Here is a 17,175-nt window from a genome sequence, read left to right on the forward strand (position 1 = left end):
TTTTTATTATTAATCTTATCTTTGAAAATATGAAAACAGATATACTTGCATTTGGGGCACACCCGGATGATGTTGAACTGGGATGTGGCGGAACGATTGCCAAAATGGTATCGGAAGGAAAAACCTGTGTGATTGTGGATCTTACAAAAGGAGAACTCGGAACGCGGGGTACCGAAGAAACCCGGAAGGCTGAAGCTGACGATTCTGTCAAAATCCTTGGCGTTTCAGCCAGGGAAAATCTCGGGATGAAAGACGGATTTTTAGAAAATACTGAAGAATACCAGATGAGGATCGTAAAAATGGTCCGCAAATACAGGCCGGAAATCGTCTTGGCCAACGCCATTGATGACAGGCACCCGGATCATGCAAAAGGAGCGAAATTAGTATCGGATGCGTGCTTTTTAGCCGGCTTACGGAAAATAGAAACTGTTCTCGAAGGGGAAAATCAGGAAGTATGGAGACCCAAACATATTTTTCATTATATTCAGTGGAAAAATATCGAGCCTGAGTTCGTTATCGATATTTCGGAGCATCTGGATAAAAAAATTGCAGCCTGTATGGCTTTCAAAACCCAATTTTATGATCCCGCTTCCAAAGAACCTCAAACGCCGATTACCTCAAAAGACTTTTTTGAAAGTCTCACCTATCGTGCACAGGATTTAGGAAGACTTTCAGGAGTGACTTATGCTGAGGGATTTACGTCTGAGAAGCTGATTGCTTTGAAAAATTTTGACGGAATAGTTTGGTAATTAAAAAATCTTTCCTATATTTGCACTCACAAAACGGTGATTGTAGCTCAGTTGGTTAGAGCGTCGGATTGTGGTTCCGAAGGTCGGGGGTTCGAGACCCCTCATTCACCCAATTAAAAGTACACTTTTCAAAAGTGTACTTTTTTATTTTATTCCGGTTTCAGATCGAAATATCCTGTGATCACCGTTCAAGATCTCTTTTATTTAACTTCTATATTATTGATAATTTCTGATCACGCGCAAAGCTGGGGACTAAGCAAAAAGTTTTATTGACTTGAAAGATAATAGCGACTTTCATCTTGCTCCATTAAACGATATCGTCATTTCCAGAATTTATAATTTCGGGATGATGATAATATTCACAATGATCAATTGCTGAATGTAATGTGTCATGCTGAACCAACTTATACACCATTGTGGCCGAAAACAGTCGGGTGCAATATAATCTGTTCTTAGCGCCGGTAGTGTTTGAAAGTTTCTCCCTGTGCGGCATCAGTTTTTACATCTAAATGTCAGGTACCAGTTCTGCCTTTGAAATTATTCCCTAGATTTGTAAAAACAAAACCATTAAAATCATTAAACATTTATGAAGAATTATCTACGCATTGAAAAATCACTTCATGCTCATTTTTATAAAATCCGTAAGTTCACTTATTTTATAATCTTGATGAGTGGTCTGGCTTTTGCCCAAAACAGGGAATCGGCTTCTGAAATTTTTTACACTCCAAATGGGATATTTGATCAGGTTTTTGATACCGGAAGTAGAATATCCCGATTGTCTGAAATCGAAATACCGAAAACCCATTCTACAAAAAATGGTAAGACAGTATTAAATACACCGTTTTTTACATCCGGTATTTTCGAACTTTATTTTGAAAACGGATGCGGAATGGAAATTGTGGGAAATCCCTTGCATGATCAGAGAAGGACCATTATCCTCCAGGCGTTTCAGGACCTTTCGGATTTTATCAATACCCCTTTAAAGACCACCGGGAACAAAGTGAAGTTCTGGATACGCAGTCCTGCTGCTGTCGGTCTGGCATCAGGCAAAGGAAGTTCTGCAAGTGCTTATTACAGTTTTCCGACATTTTCAGCAGGAATGAGTAATCAGAATATCGATTTTGGCGGAATCCTTGATAACGAAATCTGGAAAACCATCCATACCGGAGTTGATTCGTATGCCAATACCATTCTGCCTCTTATCAACACCAATAGTACGGGAAATTTTTATCATGGATGGGCCTCTTTCAATTTTTCAGGTACCGTGAGCTGGAATTTGGATTACAATAAATATAATGCGGCCACTTCTTATCCTTCCAATGCGCTGGATTTTTATTCAACAATAATTCATGAAGTTACGCATGCTCTGGGATTTGTAAGCTTTATGAAAGATAACAATACCAGTACTTTCTATAATAATCCGGGAAATTATTTTACCAGGTATGATAAAAACCTGAAAACAGGTTCGGATTTACCTTTAATAATTAATGTTCCTGCTACTGCCGGACAGATGTACCGGTTTATTTATAACCCGGCTATTACCGGAACTGTCCTGTTTCCGGGCTGTACTTCATTTCCACCGGTATATAATGGGAACAGCGGTTCATATAATTGCTCTACTTCTATGAAATATGCAGGTAGTGTCACTGTACCGGTCTATACGCCGGCCTGCTTTGAATACGGAGGCAGTCTGAGTCATTTTGAAGACGCCTGCTACAATGGAAACTCCAATGACCAGTATTTTATGATGAGCGATCGTGCTTCAAACGTTTTTGCAAAACGAACGCTGACAAATGAGGAGAGGCAGGTATTATGCGATATTGGCTACAGCCTGCAGGGTACTTTTGGAAGCCCGGGTAATTTCACGTACAAAAACTATGGGGCAGCAAGCTGTGCAGGGATACCGGTCGGAGGAGTAAATGATGGCTTCTCAGGCGGAGCGTATACTTTTCAGGGCAATGCAGGCACGGATATTACGGTGAATGGAATTTTGAGTAATGATTATACAGCGGGCTCACCATCCGATTTGAGATTTGAATTTGTTCAGGATCTCTATGATCCGGATGCCGTTATCTCAGTAATATCCAATACTTCTTTTACCCTCAAGTCTTATGTTCCGGGTGTGCATTTGTTACGGTATGTACCTTTTGATCAGGTAACCGGCCAACGGGGAAATATTACTTATATTTATGCGAATGTCTTTAATACCTGCACCGGTAGCATGCAACCCAATTTAGTGCGGAATGGCGATTTTGAAGAACATACCTATGCGCCTACCGGTACCAGCCAGATCTACAAATCATGCGGTTGGCAATCGCCCGCCTATTTCCCGTCTCCTGATTATTTTAATACAGATGCTACCAACATGCAGGTCCTTATTCCTTCCAACCTTTTTGGTTATCAAACGGATAAAATTCCCGGGCATCATGCTTATGGCGGCATGTTGATAGATGCAAACAGACCCAATGTACTGGAGAATATTTACAGTGAATCCCTAAAAACCGAGCTGATAACCGCCTTGCTTCCGAATACCCAATATCAATTGTCTTTCGATGTATCAAAGGCTTACAATTATCAGTTCAATGCCATTAAATTTCAGGCATTTATCAGCGATACCGATTTAAATTTAACCACAGCAGGGATCATTCCCGCTTCTTATATCACTCCGGATCAGGTTTTTTTAACAAATCCGGCGTTTACAGGAAATTCTTCCATTACCACATGGGAAACCATCACCTTTACATTTACGACCGGTAACAATCCCAACTTAAAATACCTGTATCTCGGAGGATTAAATAATGTACAGGTGCAAAATTTCAACGGTCCTGGTGTCTATTATTTTATTGATAATGTCTCGCTTATTCCTTTTTCTCCGGAGCTTGGGCTATCAGAAACAGAAGCAGAGGATAATGAGGTGGATATTTTTCCTAATCCTGCCCATTCGGTCGTTAATATCAGAAATCGGAAATCCGGTATAAAATCGGTTGAAATCTATGATATGGCAGGAAGGGTTTTGAGGTCCGTAAAAGTTGATAAAAAAGATATTCAGATTAATATATCCGATTTTCAGGCAGCGGCCTACCAGATTAAAGTAATTACGGATAAAGGCAGCAGGGTAAAAAAAATCATTAAAAATTAAATCGAACAAAGTACCGGATGATCCGGGCAGCAAAAAAAAGTACATTTTTTTAAGTGTACTTTTTTTATTGTCAGACCTGGTAAAAGAATCGCTTGAATCACAAATCACCTGTTTCTGCTTATTGATTTTATTCTTATTTTATTTTTGGAGCTTTTTCCCGCTTTCCGTTGCAATCTTTTTTTTCAAAAAAGGATTTTCACTGCAATCGGGGCTATGAATTCCGTTTATGCTTAGAAACCATTGAAAACAGAAGAGCCCACAGCAAAAAATATTTTCCTATTTTTAAGAATACAATCTCAGAATATATGGAAATAAAGGTAACGGTAAAGCAACTGGGCAGAAAGCATCCGGTGCTTTCGGAACAGCATCTCGAAATTGATTACGATGGAAATTCAATTTCCCTAGAGCAGCTTTTAAAGTTGATCGTTCAGCAGCAGGTCGGAGCATTCAATGCAAAATCCTTTGAAACGGAGGATCAGGACCAAATCCAGGCACCGCTTGAAAATTACCTGAATATTTTAACCGATACCGGTAAGGCAGGGTTCGGCAGCATCTACAATGAAAAAAGAGCCGATCTGGAAAAAGCCCGGGAAAATGCCATTCAGGCTTTCGAAGACGGAATGTTTGCCGTTTTTTGCGGCGAAACCCGGCTTGAAAATCTTAAACAAATCATCGACCTAAGTACACAGCCAGTTTTCACATTCATCAGACTGACATTCCTGGCTGGAAGCTACTGGTAATTTATCACACCCTAAATCACAGAAACTATGGAAATCAGCGAAAAATTAAAATCGAAGAAAATCGTCGATTATCACAGGAATTTAAAAAGCGGACTGAAAGATCAGGCTGAAAAAGGAATATTATCCAAACTCTTTTCCAAACCCAAACTGAAAAAAGAGATCGCGGAATTTGGCTTGTGGCTTCTTAAAAAAAAGGACAGTTACGGAGAAATTACCCTGGGTTCCCCTGAAATCGAAGAAATAAAAAAGTACAGCACGCACAATATCTGGGAAGATAAAGAGTATTTCGGTTTATTGGTGTATTTCTTTGGTGACCATGCAGAACTTGCGAAATATGCCTGGAACAGAATGCCTCACAAAATGTACCAGACGGGGTATGAACGCCGCTCTTTCCGTGCTCCCGATAATGAGCGGTTCACGCTGCTCAATCAAATCAATTTAATAAGGAACCTATTGGAGCCGCCCAGTCTCTACAGCTATGATTCCGGTACGCAGTATTATGACCTGTCCCTGGAAGAGCAGATTATTTACGATAGCCAGCTGTCCGGTAACGGGAGCCGGTTCTACCTATGGTCGGCAGCCATTGACACGGGAAATGAAGAAATCTATCAGCTGATGGAAGATATTATTTTCAACAAGCATCCGGAAGGAAAAGTGTCCTCAGGCATCATCCGTGCGCTGCTGAACAGTGAGCAGCAAAGGTGCTGGGAACTTGTGGAAAAGCTCCTGCTGGCTGCACAAAGGCAGGAAGGGCTGCGGCAGACCATTCTGGAAGCTCTTGATGAAACCGATACCCAGGCATTACAGTATATGGTGAAGGTGATCGAGGACAATAAACTGACGCGGTTTTCATCGGTGGTACGGGCAATCGGAACCTGGACGGGCTTAGGCTGGGAGTCTGAAAAAGAAACGGTAGTGAAGAATATGGTTTCACTGGCCAACCGGTATTTCAGAAATCCGGATGAGATTCCCGCAGCGGTACTCAGCAAGAACAACAATGAGGTATATATGGCATTGTGGGTACAAGGGGTCTGGGATGTGGAGCAGACCGTTCCTTATTTACATGAACTGCTTGATAAAGGAAATGTGGAAAAAAAATGCCTGGCCGTAAAATTCGCTATAGAAACCCGAGATCCTTATATCCAGATGCCTGTTTTTTATAAAGCAGTACAGCAGGGGGATCCTCAGGTTCTGGCATTTGCCGGAAGCACCATGAGCAATCTGCTGGCAGCAAACGTAAAATCGAAATTCTATATCGGCAATCCGGATTATCCGGGGTTGTTTGAAAAGCTTCATGAACTGACCCAAAAAATAGCAGCTAAAGAAACAAAATTTGAAGGAAAGGTTTTCTCATGGCAGAATGCGGTCTTCAGAAAAAGTGATCTGTATGCCTCCATGTTCTATCTGGTGGGAGAAGACGGTAAAAAACTCGATCTGGTGCTGTCTTATTTCGATCAGTTCGATCTGACTTTAAGGGAACAGCTCACCAGAAACATTCTGAAGGACTTTTACTGCTACTCGTATTCATATAATTTTGAACAGAAGGATAAAAAGGTGACTCCATTCCAGAAAGAGTTTGCCTTTAAAATCATCAGGGAGCGTGGAGAATCTTTAGTGGCTTCGGGGATCAATGTCCTCCAGCAGAATCCTCTGGATCAGGATGAAGCGATGACTTTTTATGACCTCTTCAAAAGGAAAGGCGGCACCCTTCGTCAGAAGCTGATCGAACTGATGATCAGACAGGAAAATCCGGTACTCATTCCTCTGATCAGTGAAATGCTTACCGGAGGGGATATCGAGCAGAGAACGGCTGCATTGGACATCATGCTTCAGCTCAGGAAAAATAGCAGGATGCCGGAACAGATCAACCGTTGGCTTCAGCAATATTCGGAAAAGGTAAAAATTTCAGAACGGGAGCAGGGGTTGCTGGATCAGCTCAGTCCGTCCGCAGACAGGAAAGTTCTTTCAGCAGAAAACGGGTATGGTTTTTATAATCCTGCCGAAGTATCGGAATATAAATTACCGGAGGTGGAAGCCGGTTCCGTCTATGCGAAAGCTACGGCGAAGGATCCGTACGGATTTACCCGGCCACTGGATCACATTAAGAAAGAATTGCTTGAATTAAACGATCTGTTCCTCAGCTACAAAGACATTGAATATGAAACGGAAAGCTGGGAAGGAGCGATGGTCACGGAACTGATCGGCAACAATTTCCGTCAGATCAGAAAGAATACAGACGGTTTTACGGGTTTCCAGCTGGCAGAGAATTATCCTTTGCATGAGGTATGGGAACAGTGGTATAAAGATTCAGGATTACAGCCCCGGGATTTGTTCCTGTTAACCCTTGCCGAAAGCTGTGACCGGAAAAAATTCAGGGATTTTTTAGAAAAGTATGTCTTCTACTACAAAGATATCATGCCTAATCCAATGGAGAATACGTACTCATGGAATAATCCGCTGGTTACCATACTGTACTCTTTGCAGCAAAAATTTGTTTTTGAAGAAAAAGCTGACTTCCTGATCGGTGCCTGCAGTATCTTGTTTGCCCGTCTTCCTGAAGAAATCATCAGTTATAAATCAAAACAGAATGAATATTATTACGGGCGCAGTGGCGACGGCTGGCAGCAGCAGCATTTTTTTACGGTATTTTTACAGGCCATCCCACTCCGGCAGTTGAGCGACGAACAGTTTGTGAAAGTATGGAACCTCCATCGATGGATGCAGTTTAACGGACTCAGGGAAAATATCCCGCATACTGTTCCGGATGTCTCTCTTTTCGCAAAGGCCTATGAGCTAGGCCTGATTACCAGGAATGATTTGTACGAAGGCGTTTTAACCGCAGATCATGCGATAAAGGAACTTACGGTGCTCCCGTCTTATAATCACGGCAAAAAATACGATGAAAAATTTCCATTCCTGAAACCTGTTGTTAAAGAGATACAGGATAAGTTCCTTGATATCGAATTGATCCGTGGTGATGCCGGTACGCCGGTTTCTCATTTTGTTGAGAAATTCCAATCCATTTATGGTGCGAAGCGGTTTGTACAGATCCTGAAGGGTTTGGGCAAAACGAATCTATATGCCAACTACATCTACAGCTACGGAAACGAAAGCATGACCAAACAAAAGCTTTTTTCTTATCTGCTGGCTAAATGCTATCCGCTGGATACCGATACTCAGGAGTCTTTTAATGGAATGATCAAAAAAGAAGAGATTCCCGGGCTCCGTCTGATTCAGGCTGCCGTATACGCGCCGCAATGGCAGAAGCTGATCAGCAGTTATTTAGGCTGGAAAGGTCTGGATTCTGCCATCTGGTGGATGCATGCCCATACCAAAACAGGAGCTTATGAAGCACAGAACTCGGGGCTTGAAAGCGAGGTGGCCAAGTATTCCTCGGTAGATATCCAGGAGTTTAAAGAGGGTGCCGTAGATAAAGACTGGTTTACAAAAGCCTATAAGGAATTGGGGAAAGCACGCTGGGAAATGCTGTATGATTCTGCAAAATACATTTCCGACGGAAACGGGCACCGCAGGGCAAGGCTGTATTCCGATACCCTGACGGGGAATTTAAAAATAAAACAAGTCATTGCCAAAGTAAAAGATAAACGGGACCAGGATTATCTCAGGGTGTACGGATTGATTCCTTTAAGCAGGACCAATCGGGAGAAAGACATCTTGAACCGGTATGAATACCTCCAGCAGTTCAAAAAAGAAAGTAAGGAATTCGGATCGATGAAGCAGGCGAGTGAAGCCCTGGCCATTCGTGTGGCACTGGAGAATTTAGCCAGAAACGCAGGATACCCGGATCCGATCCGTCTGACCTGGGCTATGGAAATCCGGCAGATTCAGAATCTTTTGTCAAAGGAAACCCAGGTTACCATCGACGGTGTAACTGTTGGGCTGATCATCGAGGACGACGGAAAAGCGGAACTGGCGGTTTTCAGGGAAGATAAGCAATTAAAGACGATCCCCCCGAAAATTAAAAAGGAAAAAGCGGTCACCGAACTGGCCAACAGCCGCAAGATCATGCGTGAACAATGGAGCCGTTCCAGAAGAGGGTTAGAAGAAGCAATGATCCGCGGGGATGAATTTCTATATGCTGAAATCAGAAACCTCTTCGAACATCCGGTTATTATAAGGCATCTTGAAAAACTGGTGTTTATTTCAAACGATCATAAAATAGGATTCTTCCGTGAGGGCAGCCTTGTGGATGCCCAAGGGCAGATTCATGAACTGGATGAAAGCAGTACCCTGAGGATCGCACACTGTACAGATCTTCATCAGCACGCCGTCTGGAGCGACTTCCAGCATTACTGTTTTAAGGAAAAAACAGTTCAGCCGTTCAAGCAGATTTTCCGGGAACTCTATGTTCCGACGCCGGATGAATTGCAGGAAAAATCGGTATCCCACCGTTATGCCGGGCATCAGATCCAGCCGAAGCAGGCATTGGCACTGCTGAAAACAAGAGGCTGGAAAGTGGATTATGAGGAAGGCCTGCAGAAGGTTTATCATAAAGAAGGCTTCCAGGTAAAGCTCTATGCGACGGCAGACTGGTTCTCACCGGCTGATATTGAAAACCCGACCTTAGAAACCATAGAATTTCATTCTTTGAAAGATTACAAAAACATCCCGTTTGAAGAGATCAACCCCCGGTTGTTTTCTGAAGTGATGCGGGACATCGATCTGGTGGTTTCCGTGGCTCATGTGGGTGGGGTAGATCCGGAAGCCAGCCATTCATCAATCGAAATGCGGGCGGTCCTGATGAAAGAGACGGCAGGGTTATTTAAACTGGATAACGTGAGGATTGAAGGCTCGCATGTTCTGGTAAAAGGTGAGATGGCGGAATACAGCGTTCATCTGGGAAGCGCAGTGGTGCATCAGGTCCCCGGGAAATACCTATCCATTCTTCCCGTCCATTCACAGCGCCGGGGAAGGCTCTTCCTTCCTTTTGCCGATGACGACCCGAAATCTGCCGAGGTATTATCCAAAGTCCTGCTGCTGGCCAAAGATAATGAAATACAGGACCCTACCATCTTATCACAGATTAAAAGGTATTTTTAATATAATTCTGACCGATCATAATTACAGAAGGTGCACTTTAGGTGTACCTTTTTTGATAACGGTCTTTTCCGGGACATAAAAAAAGCATCCTTTTCCAGATGCTTGTGTTTTTAGAATTATTCTTTTTAAACTTCGTCGTCAGAATCGATCGTGTAGGATCTGCTTTTGAAGTCTTTGTCATGCTTTTCCGATATTACATCCTCACCCTTCTCGTTAATGATGAAATCTGTGGATTCATTAAACATCTCCTGAAAACTTTTAAAATCCTCTTTGTAAAGATAAATTTTGTGCTTCTCAAATGTTGCTTCTCCATTCTCTCCGAAATTCTTTTTGCTTTCGGTAATCGTAAGATAATAATCTCCTGCTTTCGTCTCGCGCACATCAAAGAAATAAGTTCTTCTTCCTGCTTTTAACACCTTTGTGAAAATTTCATTTTCATGGCGTTCCTTGTATTCACTCATTGTTAGATATTTTTTAATCTTGTTAGGAACAAATATAAAAGTTTTCTTTTAATCACAAAATTTTTTTTATGATTTATTTAACATTTGTGAATGAATAAGCTATGCAGTTATGGAATTGTTAATTTCGGTCAGGTTAAGGATTTTATCAGCCCTCTGGGCGCTAGACTCTCTGTGTGTGATGATTATGGAAGTAGCGTTGCGGATTTTACGGTCGATATTTTCAAGAATATTCTGTTCCGTTTCCGTATCGAGTGCGGAAAGGGAATCATCGAAAATGATAATATTCGGGTCTTTGATCAATGCCCTAGCGATACATATCCTCTGTTTCTGTCCGCCCGAAAGCATAACGCCGCGTTCCCCGACCATGGTATTGTACTGCTCTTTGAATCCGGTGATATTTTTATCAACGTCCGCAATTTTTGCATATTCCACAACCTTTTCATGGGAAGGATGATCGATGGCGAAGCCGATATTGTTTTCTATGGAATCGGAAAAAAGGTAGCTTTCCTGCGGGATATACCCGATGTAATTCCTGTAGTTTTCCAGGTTATGATCTTTCAGGTTCTTACCGTCGATAAGGATTTCGCCTTCCGTAGGATCGATCAGCCTGCAAAGGAGAAGGGCGATGGTCGATTTTCCGCTTCCGGTTTTCCCCATAATCGCCATGGATTCCCCGGCTTTAAGTTTAAAGCTTAAATTATCCAATGCTTTGATTCCGGTATTAGGATAAACATAAGACACGTTTCTGAATTCAATATCTCCCTGAATGCCGTATTTTTCAAAATTGGTATTCACGATCTCGGATTTTTTATCCATAAATTCATTGATCCGCTGCATGGAAGCTTCCGCCCGCTGATTGACGGAAGTTACCCAGCCTACCATTGAGAACGGAAAGATCAGGGTGTTAATGTACATGAAAAAGTCGGCAATTTTACCGATGCTCAGTTCCCCGGCAATATATTTCTGTCCGCCGACCCAGATGATGGCTACATTCAGCAGACCGATAACAAAGAGAATAATGGTAAAGAAATAGGCTTCGGTTTTTGCAAGGTCCAATGCCTTGTTCTGGTAATCGGTAACTTTTGCCCCGTAGTTTTTCTTAATGTAATTTTCCCTGGCAAAAAATTTCACCACCCGGATTCCTGAGAAACTGTCCTGTACAAAAGTGGAAATCCCCGACTGGCTTTTCTGCATGATCTTCGACTTTCTGTTAATGATCGAACTTACCCTGTAGATGGCAAAAGATAAGATCGGAAGGGGCAGCAAAGTCCAGAGGGTCATCGAAACATCCGTTTTCAGCATGTAGATCGCAGTAATCACAACCAGGACGATGAGGTTGGCCACATACATAACGCCGGGGCCCAGATACATCCTTACCGCTACTACGTCTTCACTCAGCCGGTTCATCAGGTCTCCGATGGTCGTCTGCTTATAGTCGGTTAACGATAAATCCTGGTAATGCCGGTAAATCCTGTTTTTCAGATCGTATTCTATTCTTCTGGATGCCACGATAATGGTCTGCCGCATCATGAAGGTAAAAAAACCGGTCAGCAGGGAGCAGCCGACAATAATGGCCACATAGATGAGAACCTGACGGTTGAAGCCCAGATTTCCGTTTTTCGTAAGCTCATCCACGGATTTCCCGACGAACTGTACCTTATAAATGTTGAAAAAGTTGCTGGCAATGATAAATAAAACTCCCCAAAACAACAGCAGTTTGTGCTTCAGGAAATAAGGGTTTAATGTTTTTAGCGCTTTCATAAAGTTTCACAAATTTACGAAAATGTCGTCAGACTACGAATTTCATAAATTTTAAATTTTGTATCTTTGCACCCATAAAAAAGCTCTTTGAATGTTAGGAAGACGACAAATCCGTGAAAAAGTAGTACAGACTGTGTATTCTTATTACCAGAATCCCGTGAAGTTTGATGTGTTAGAGAAAAACATGTTTGCCGGAATAGAGAAGATCTATCATCTCTATATCTATGAATTGAATTTCCTGGTTTCCCTGAAAGAACTGGCTGAAAACCAGATCGAAATCGGAAAGAACAAATATCTGAAAACCGATGCCGATATTAATCCTAACCAAAAATTCATCAACAATAAGGTTTTAATTAAATTGGAGGAAAATCCGGAACGGTTATTTTTCACAGGACAGCACAAGCAGCTGAAATGGGATCTGCACGATGATCTGTTGGTGAAAACTTTCCAGAGAATGGCTGCAGGAAAGCGGTATCAGGATTTTATGAAGCAGGAAGGATATTCTTTCGAGGAAGATCAGAAGTTTATCGGAAAATTGTTTCTAAGGTATATTGCTGAAAATGATGACTTCCATGATTACCTCGGAGATAAGGAACTTTCCTGGTATGATGATATCCATATTGCCAATTCCATGGTACAGAAAACCATCGGTTTCCTGAAAGAAGAGGATGAAAGCCGTACTTTAATTAAAATGATTAAAGACGACGAGGATAAAACGTTTGCCGTTAAATTGCTGAGAAATACTTTGGACAGCTGGGAAAACAACGAAAAGAAACTGGAAGAGCGACTCGAAAACTGGGATCTGGAAAGGGTTTCACTGATGGATAAAGTGATCTTATCGACGGCTATCGCGGAGCTGGACAACTTCCCTTTTACCCCTTCAAGAGTAATTATCAATGAATACATCGAGATTGCAAAAGTATTTGCAACCGACCGTTCCAATATTTTTGTTAACGGAATCCTTGATAAATATTGTAAAGATTTAAACAGAATTTAAATATTTTAATATAATATGAAAAAGACATTATCAATCATCGCTTTGTCTGTCATTGGCTTCGGTATGGTTTCCTGCAAAAAGGAAAATAAAGAAACGGCTACAGGGTCAGAGCCGGCAACCACCACTATGGATTCTGCCACTACCGCTGCGCCGGCTCCTATGGGAGATTCTGCTGCCGTAGCTCCTGCTGCTGAACAGACTGCTGCTGCTTCCAAACAGCCGCTGACTACCATAGCCCTTTCCGAAAGCAGCTTCGATTTTGGAAAAGTTAAAAAAGGGGATAAGGTTCAGCACGTTTATGAGGTGACCAATACGGGAAGCAACCCATTGATTATTTCTGAAGTAAAACCGGGATGCGGATGTACGGTACCTGATTTTACGAAAGACCCGATCATGCCGGGTAAAAAAGGGAAAATTACCCTGCATTTCGATTCCACCAACTTCGACGGAAATGTGAGCAAATTTGCTGATGTTTTCGCCAACGTAGAAAAAATGCCGGTTAAATTAACGTTTACTGCAAACATCCAACCATAAGACCATGAATTTACTATCCATCTTTTTACAGGCGCCGGCTCCGGGAGGAGGAAATTCCATGATGCTGATCATGATGGGGGCCATGTTCGTCGGGTTTTATTTCCTGATGATCAGACCGCAGATGAAGAAGCAGAAGCAGGAAAAGAACTTCCAGGAAACCCTGAAGGTAGGAACCCGCGTGGTGCTTACTTCCGGACTTCACGGAAGAATCGCCCAGGTTCAGGATGACGGTTTTGTGATCGAAACGTTATCAGGTAAACTGAAATTCGAAAAGGCTGCCGTTTCCAGAGAATTTACGGAATCCCGTTTCGGAGAGAAAGCCAAAGCTGCCGCTGAAAAAACAGCCGAGAAAAAAGAAATCGACCTGGAGAAAAAGTAATTTTCAGGATTAAAAATATTCGTTTCGGCGGGACAGGCAGTGCTTATCCCGCCGAAATTTTTTAGTATATAGGGTGTTGAGAACCTTAATTTTCCATACGAATCGGTTTGTGTTCATAACCGTGCAGTATATCATGCAATCGTATCAGTTTTTGTTGATCAGTTAACCCAGAATTTATTTGTGTTTATTCGTGTAAATATTTGTGTTCATAGTGGTTTAAATTATCTTTGCCCCATGACTCAAAACACAGGTAAAACCGTTCTTATCCTCGGTGCCAATTCCGATGTGGCCAAGCAATCCATCAAACTATATATTGAAAAGGGTTTTTCCGTTATAGCCGCATCCCGTAATACGGCGTCATTGGATGAATTTGTATCGGAAAACAGCCTGAATTCAAAAGTAACGGTTTTGGCTTTCGATGCAGTAGATTTTGATTCCCACAGGAAATTTTATGACGGATTACCGGCAAAGCCGCATATTGTCATCTATGCCGCAGGGTTTTTGGTGGATAATGAAAAGGCTTTAAAAGATTTTAAAGGTACGCAGCAGATGATGATGGTGAATTATATGGGAGCTGTTTCCATTCTGAATATCATTGCCGGCGACCGGGAAAATAAGAATCTGGAAAGGATCATCGGCCTGTCTTCGCTTTCCGGCGTTCGTGGAAGGAAGAGTAATTTTGTTTACGGAAGTACAAAAGCAGCCTTTACAACTTACCTGGCCGGATTAAGACAGGAACTGGCCTCAGGAAATATCCAAGTCAACGCTTTGGTCATCGGCTACATCCGCACCAAAATCAACGAGGGCTTACAATTGAATGAATCGCTGATCATGGAGCCGGATTATGTGGCAAAATTTATTGTTAATGCCGGAAATTCCTTTATCATTGTTCCGAACTTCAAATGGAAACTCATTTACCTGATTCTGAAACTGCTGCCGGAAAGCCTGGTGGCGAAACTGCCTTAAATTTCAAAATGAAAGATGAAATTTTACAGATAAAGAATTATATTGATGAGATTGATGTTCATGGCTCTTCAGAGAATTTCGAATATGACTTTTGCCCTTTCCTGCAAAATATCCTAGACAATTATACAGCAAAGCAGCACGATGATTTTGTGAAAGAAATATTTAATTCTGAGGATCAGCACCTATATTTCATCGCGAGATTCTTAGACTTTACAGATTATGATATGAAAGGAAAATATGAATCTTCCTATGTGTTCTGCGAGTGTTTTTCGAAAATTAACGGAGTAGAATATTTAAAATGTCTATATATTAATTTGGAATTGCACCTGATGCAGAAAAAATGTTTTAAAGAGGGTTTAACCTTATCTCTTGATGATATCGTTAACAACCTTTATCTGCTGATCAATCACCTGAGAGATAAAAACAGCATTGATCGTTGCCTGGAAATTATCGAAAATCTCAAGAATTAATTTTATCCTTTATCTCCTAACAGCTCCAAAGCTTTCATCATATCAATTCCCTTACCCAGAACCGGCTTGAATAAATCCCCTTTCTTTTCGATTCTTTCCAGTGCATTGTGAATATTGAAATCGGTAGGCTTTAAGCCTTTTTTAAGTTCATTCCATTCCAGAGGCATGGAAACGGAAGCGCCTTCTTTAGGACGGATGCTGTAGGCACTTGCCAAAGTCTGTCCGCTTCGGTTCTGCAAATAATCGAGGTAGATTTTTTTGTCGTCCCGCTTCTGCAGGCTTCTTTCCAACGTGGTGATTTCGGGAAGCGTGTCATGCACCTGCTTCATCAGGATGTGGGCAAAATCTTTTACCTGATCGAAATCGTAATTCCCGCCCATCGGAATGTATACATGGATTCCGGTGCTGCCCGAGGTTTTGCAGTAGCCTTCGGTCTTAACGGATTTCAGGACTTCATTTACCTGTAGAGCAGTCTCAATGACGTCATCAAACGTATTTTTTTTGGAAGGATCAAGATCCAGAACAAGGAAATCGGGATGTTCCAGATCGGGGAGGGAAGCATTCCACGGATTCATGTCGATGCAGCCCAGATTGTTTAAATAAGCCAGGGTGGCTTTGTCATTGCAGTAAATATAATCGATATCCTTATCGTTGGATTCGGAATACACCTGCGTGGTTTTGATCCAGTCCGGGATGTTGTTGCCGGCCTCTTTCTGATAGAAATTCTGCTCTTCGATTCCGTTGGGGAAGCGGTTTAAGGAGAGCGGACGGTTTTTAAGGTGAGGTAAAATATAGCCGGCCACCGATTGGTAATAATCGATGACCTCGCCTTTGGTAATGCCATCCTTCGGAAAATAAATCTTCTCCTGATTGGTGAGTTTCACTTTATGGCGGTTCAGGGTAATTTCTTTTTCGTTTTCGGAAGGTTTTGTTTTTTTAGGGGCGGTACTTTTCATATGGATGATGTTTGAAGTCTTTTGTAATTCGTCAGCAGGGCTTTTAACCTCTTCGGGCTCTTTGTCTTCACGGATGGCCATGAATACAGGATGGCGGAAAATTCCGTCATTGGTAATTTCGGAATATTTGATTTCGCAGACAATTTCAGGTTTCGTCCAGGTAACGGGCATGTTGGTTTTCGGGGCTTTGCTGAAAGGTGATTTCTTAGTCGTAATTTTCTCCAGTCTCTCCAGGATTTCATGGATCCGTTCACGGTTGAATCCGGTTCCGGTATGTCCGCAGTAAATCAGCTTTCCATCAACATATTTTCCTAAAATCAACGCTCCGAAACCTTCCCTCGAACCCCGCGGTTCCGTAAATCCGCAGATGATGGCTTCTTCGGTAGTATTAAATTTAATCTTCAGCCAATCGGTGGTGCGGTGGTTTTCCACATACGGGCTGTTCGCCTTCTTGGCAATCATGCCTTCCAGCTTCATCTTCCGCATCTGATTAAAAAAGTCAATGCCTTTTTCCGGAATATGATCGCAGTATTTGATGACATCCGTTTCGATCAAGGCTTCTTTTAAAAGCTCTTTCCGCTGGATCAGCGGCAGTTCTTCCGTAGAATGGCCGTTCAGCCACAGGATATCAAAAACCTGATAAGTCAGTGCTAAATCAGGGTTATCTCCGATTTGCTGTAATAATTGGAAATTAGGTTTTCCGTTCTCATCGTATGCTACAATTTCACCGTCCAGGATCATGTGGTGAACCTGGTTTTCAAAGTCGCGGGATACTTTTTCAAATTTGGATAGGAAAGAAATCCCGTTCCGGGAGTAGAAGAGAGGTTCGTCCTGGCTGAGATCGGCGACAGCGCGATAACCGTCCCACTTGATTTCAAAAAGCCAGTTGGGATCATTAAAAGCTTCATCAGTGAGTTTTGCGAGCATCGGCTTAATGTAGTTTTCCACCTTCTTTTCGCCGG

General features: G+C 42.2%; 12 protein-coding genes and 1 tRNA gene. 10 read left to right on the top strand and 3 right to left on the bottom strand.

Annotation, left to right across the window (positions count from 1 at the left end):
• The first annotated feature begins 29 nt into the window (after positions 1 to 29).
• From bshB1 to CHA01nite_RS13015, 5 genes are all read left to right on the top strand, one after another.
• On the top strand, positions 30 to 749 hold the full coding sequence (gene bshB1 / locus CHA01nite_RS12995; RefSeq protein WP_146942032.1) for a bacillithiol biosynthesis deacetylase BshB1: 720 nt from the start codon (positions 30 to 32) through the stop codon (positions 747 to 749).
• 35 nt (positions 750 to 784) lie between these two features.
• Positions 785 to 860: transfer RNA gene (locus tag CHA01nite_RS13000), tRNA-His, on the top strand.
• Positions 861 to 1,335: 475 nt separating this feature from the next.
• Positions 1,336 to 3,888, top strand: a complete 2,553-nt coding sequence (locus tag CHA01nite_RS13005; protein ID WP_146942034.1) for a T9SS type A sorting domain-containing protein — start codon at positions 1,336 to 1,338, stop codon at positions 3,886 to 3,888.
• 305 nt (positions 3,889 to 4,193) lie between these two features.
• Entirely contained in the window at positions 4,194 to 4,628 is a 435-nt protein-coding gene (locus CHA01nite_RS13010) for a hypothetical protein (protein ID WP_146942036.1), read from the top strand.
• Positions 4,629 to 4,655: 27 nt separating this feature from the next.
• Entirely contained in the window at positions 4,656 to 9,689 is a 5,034-nt protein-coding gene (locus tag CHA01nite_RS13015; protein WP_146942038.1) for a DUF4132 domain-containing protein, read from the top strand.
• A gap of 125 nt (positions 9,690 to 9,814) precedes the next feature.
• Here CHA01nite_RS13015 and CHA01nite_RS13020 read toward each other — a convergent pair whose 3' ends face one another.
• Together CHA01nite_RS13020 and CHA01nite_RS13025 are read right to left on the bottom strand one after the other, a co-directional pair.
• Positions 9,815 to 10,150 carry a DUF3276 family protein gene (locus CHA01nite_RS13020; RefSeq protein WP_002976288.1) on the bottom strand — a complete coding sequence of 112 codons (336 nt, stop codon included), beginning with the start codon at positions 10,148 to 10,150 and terminating at the stop codon, positions 9,815 to 9,817.
• 99 nt (positions 10,151 to 10,249) lie between these two features.
• Positions 10,250 to 11,911: an ABC transporter ATP-binding protein gene (locus CHA01nite_RS13025; RefSeq protein ID WP_146942040.1), complete on the bottom strand. Its 1,662-nt coding sequence runs from the start codon at positions 11,909 to 11,911 to the stop codon at positions 10,250 to 10,252.
• A gap of 91 nt (positions 11,912 to 12,002) precedes the next feature.
• Between CHA01nite_RS13025 and CHA01nite_RS13030 the strand changes: the two genes are divergently transcribed.
• The 5 genes from CHA01nite_RS13030 (at position 12,003) to CHA01nite_RS13050 (ending at position 15,257) form a co-directional block, all read left to right on the top strand.
• Positions 12,003 to 12,908: a transcription antitermination protein NusB gene (locus tag CHA01nite_RS13030; protein WP_146942042.1), complete on the top strand. Its 906-nt coding sequence runs from the start codon at positions 12,003 to 12,005 to the stop codon at positions 12,906 to 12,908.
• A 15-nt stretch (positions 12,909 to 12,923) separates the two neighbouring features.
• Positions 12,924 to 13,442, top strand: coding sequence for a DUF1573 domain-containing protein (locus CHA01nite_RS13035; protein ID WP_146942044.1), 519 nt, complete (start codon positions 12,924 to 12,926; stop codon positions 13,440 to 13,442).
• Between the two features lie 4 nt (positions 13,443 to 13,446).
• Positions 13,447 to 13,821, top strand: a complete 375-nt coding sequence (yajC, locus tag CHA01nite_RS13040) for a preprotein translocase subunit YajC (RefSeq protein WP_146942046.1) — start codon at positions 13,447 to 13,449, stop codon at positions 13,819 to 13,821.
• A gap of 234 nt (positions 13,822 to 14,055) precedes the next feature.
• Positions 14,056 to 14,787 (top strand): SDR family NAD(P)-dependent oxidoreductase, encoded by a 732-nt coding sequence (locus CHA01nite_RS13045; RefSeq protein WP_146942048.1) that lies wholly within the window; start codon positions 14,056 to 14,058, stop codon positions 14,785 to 14,787.
• Between the two features lie 8 nt (positions 14,788 to 14,795).
• A complete protein-coding gene (locus CHA01nite_RS13050; RefSeq protein ID WP_146942050.1) occupies positions 14,796 to 15,257 on the top strand; it encodes a hypothetical protein in 462 nt (153 codons plus the stop codon).
• Between the two features lie 2 nt (positions 15,258 to 15,259).
• Here the strand turns inward: CHA01nite_RS13050 and ligD are convergent, their stop codons facing one another.
• Entirely contained in the window at positions 15,260 to 17,161 is a 1,902-nt protein-coding gene (gene ligD / locus CHA01nite_RS13055; protein WP_228458412.1) for a DNA ligase D, read from the bottom strand.
• Between the last annotated feature and the right edge of the window lie 14 nt (positions 17,162 to 17,175).

This window comes from Chryseobacterium hagamense, from assembly GCF_007991455.1.
Taxonomy (GTDB): domain Bacteria; phylum Bacteroidota; class Bacteroidia; order Flavobacteriales; family Weeksellaceae; genus Chryseobacterium; species Chryseobacterium hagamense.

Bases quoted from the DNA above. Each gene is read 5' to 3' on its own strand.
- bshB1 (WP_146942032.1), top strand. From the start codon at position 30: ATGAAAACAGATATACTTGCATTTGGGGCACACCCGGATGATGTTGAA.
- CHA01nite_RS13005 (WP_146942034.1), top strand. From the start codon at position 1,336: ATGAAGAATTATCTACGCATTGAAAAATCACTTCATGCTCATTTTTAT.
- CHA01nite_RS13010 (WP_146942036.1), top strand. From the start codon at position 4,194: ATGGAAATAAAGGTAACGGTAAAGCAACTGGGCAGAAAGCATCCGGTG.
- CHA01nite_RS13015 (WP_146942038.1), top strand. From the start codon at position 4,656: ATGGAAATCAGCGAAAAATTAAAATCGAAGAAAATCGTCGATTATCAC.
- CHA01nite_RS13020 (WP_002976288.1), bottom strand. From the start codon at position 10,150: ATGAGTGAATACAAGGAACGCCATGAAAATGAAATTTTCACAAAGGTG.
- CHA01nite_RS13025 (WP_146942040.1), bottom strand. From the start codon at position 11,911: ATGAAAGCGCTAAAAACATTAAACCCTTATTTCCTGAAGCACAAACTG.
- CHA01nite_RS13030 (WP_146942042.1), top strand. From the start codon at position 12,003: ATGTTAGGAAGACGACAAATCCGTGAAAAAGTAGTACAGACTGTGTAT.
- CHA01nite_RS13035 (WP_146942044.1), top strand. From the start codon at position 12,924: ATGAAAAAGACATTATCAATCATCGCTTTGTCTGTCATTGGCTTCGGT.
- yajC (WP_146942046.1), top strand. From the start codon at position 13,447: ATGAATTTACTATCCATCTTTTTACAGGCGCCGGCTCCGGGAGGAGGA.
- CHA01nite_RS13045 (WP_146942048.1), top strand. From the start codon at position 14,056: ATGACTCAAAACACAGGTAAAACCGTTCTTATCCTCGGTGCCAATTCC.
- CHA01nite_RS13050 (WP_146942050.1), top strand. From the start codon at position 14,796: ATGAAAGATGAAATTTTACAGATAAAGAATTATATTGATGAGATTGAT.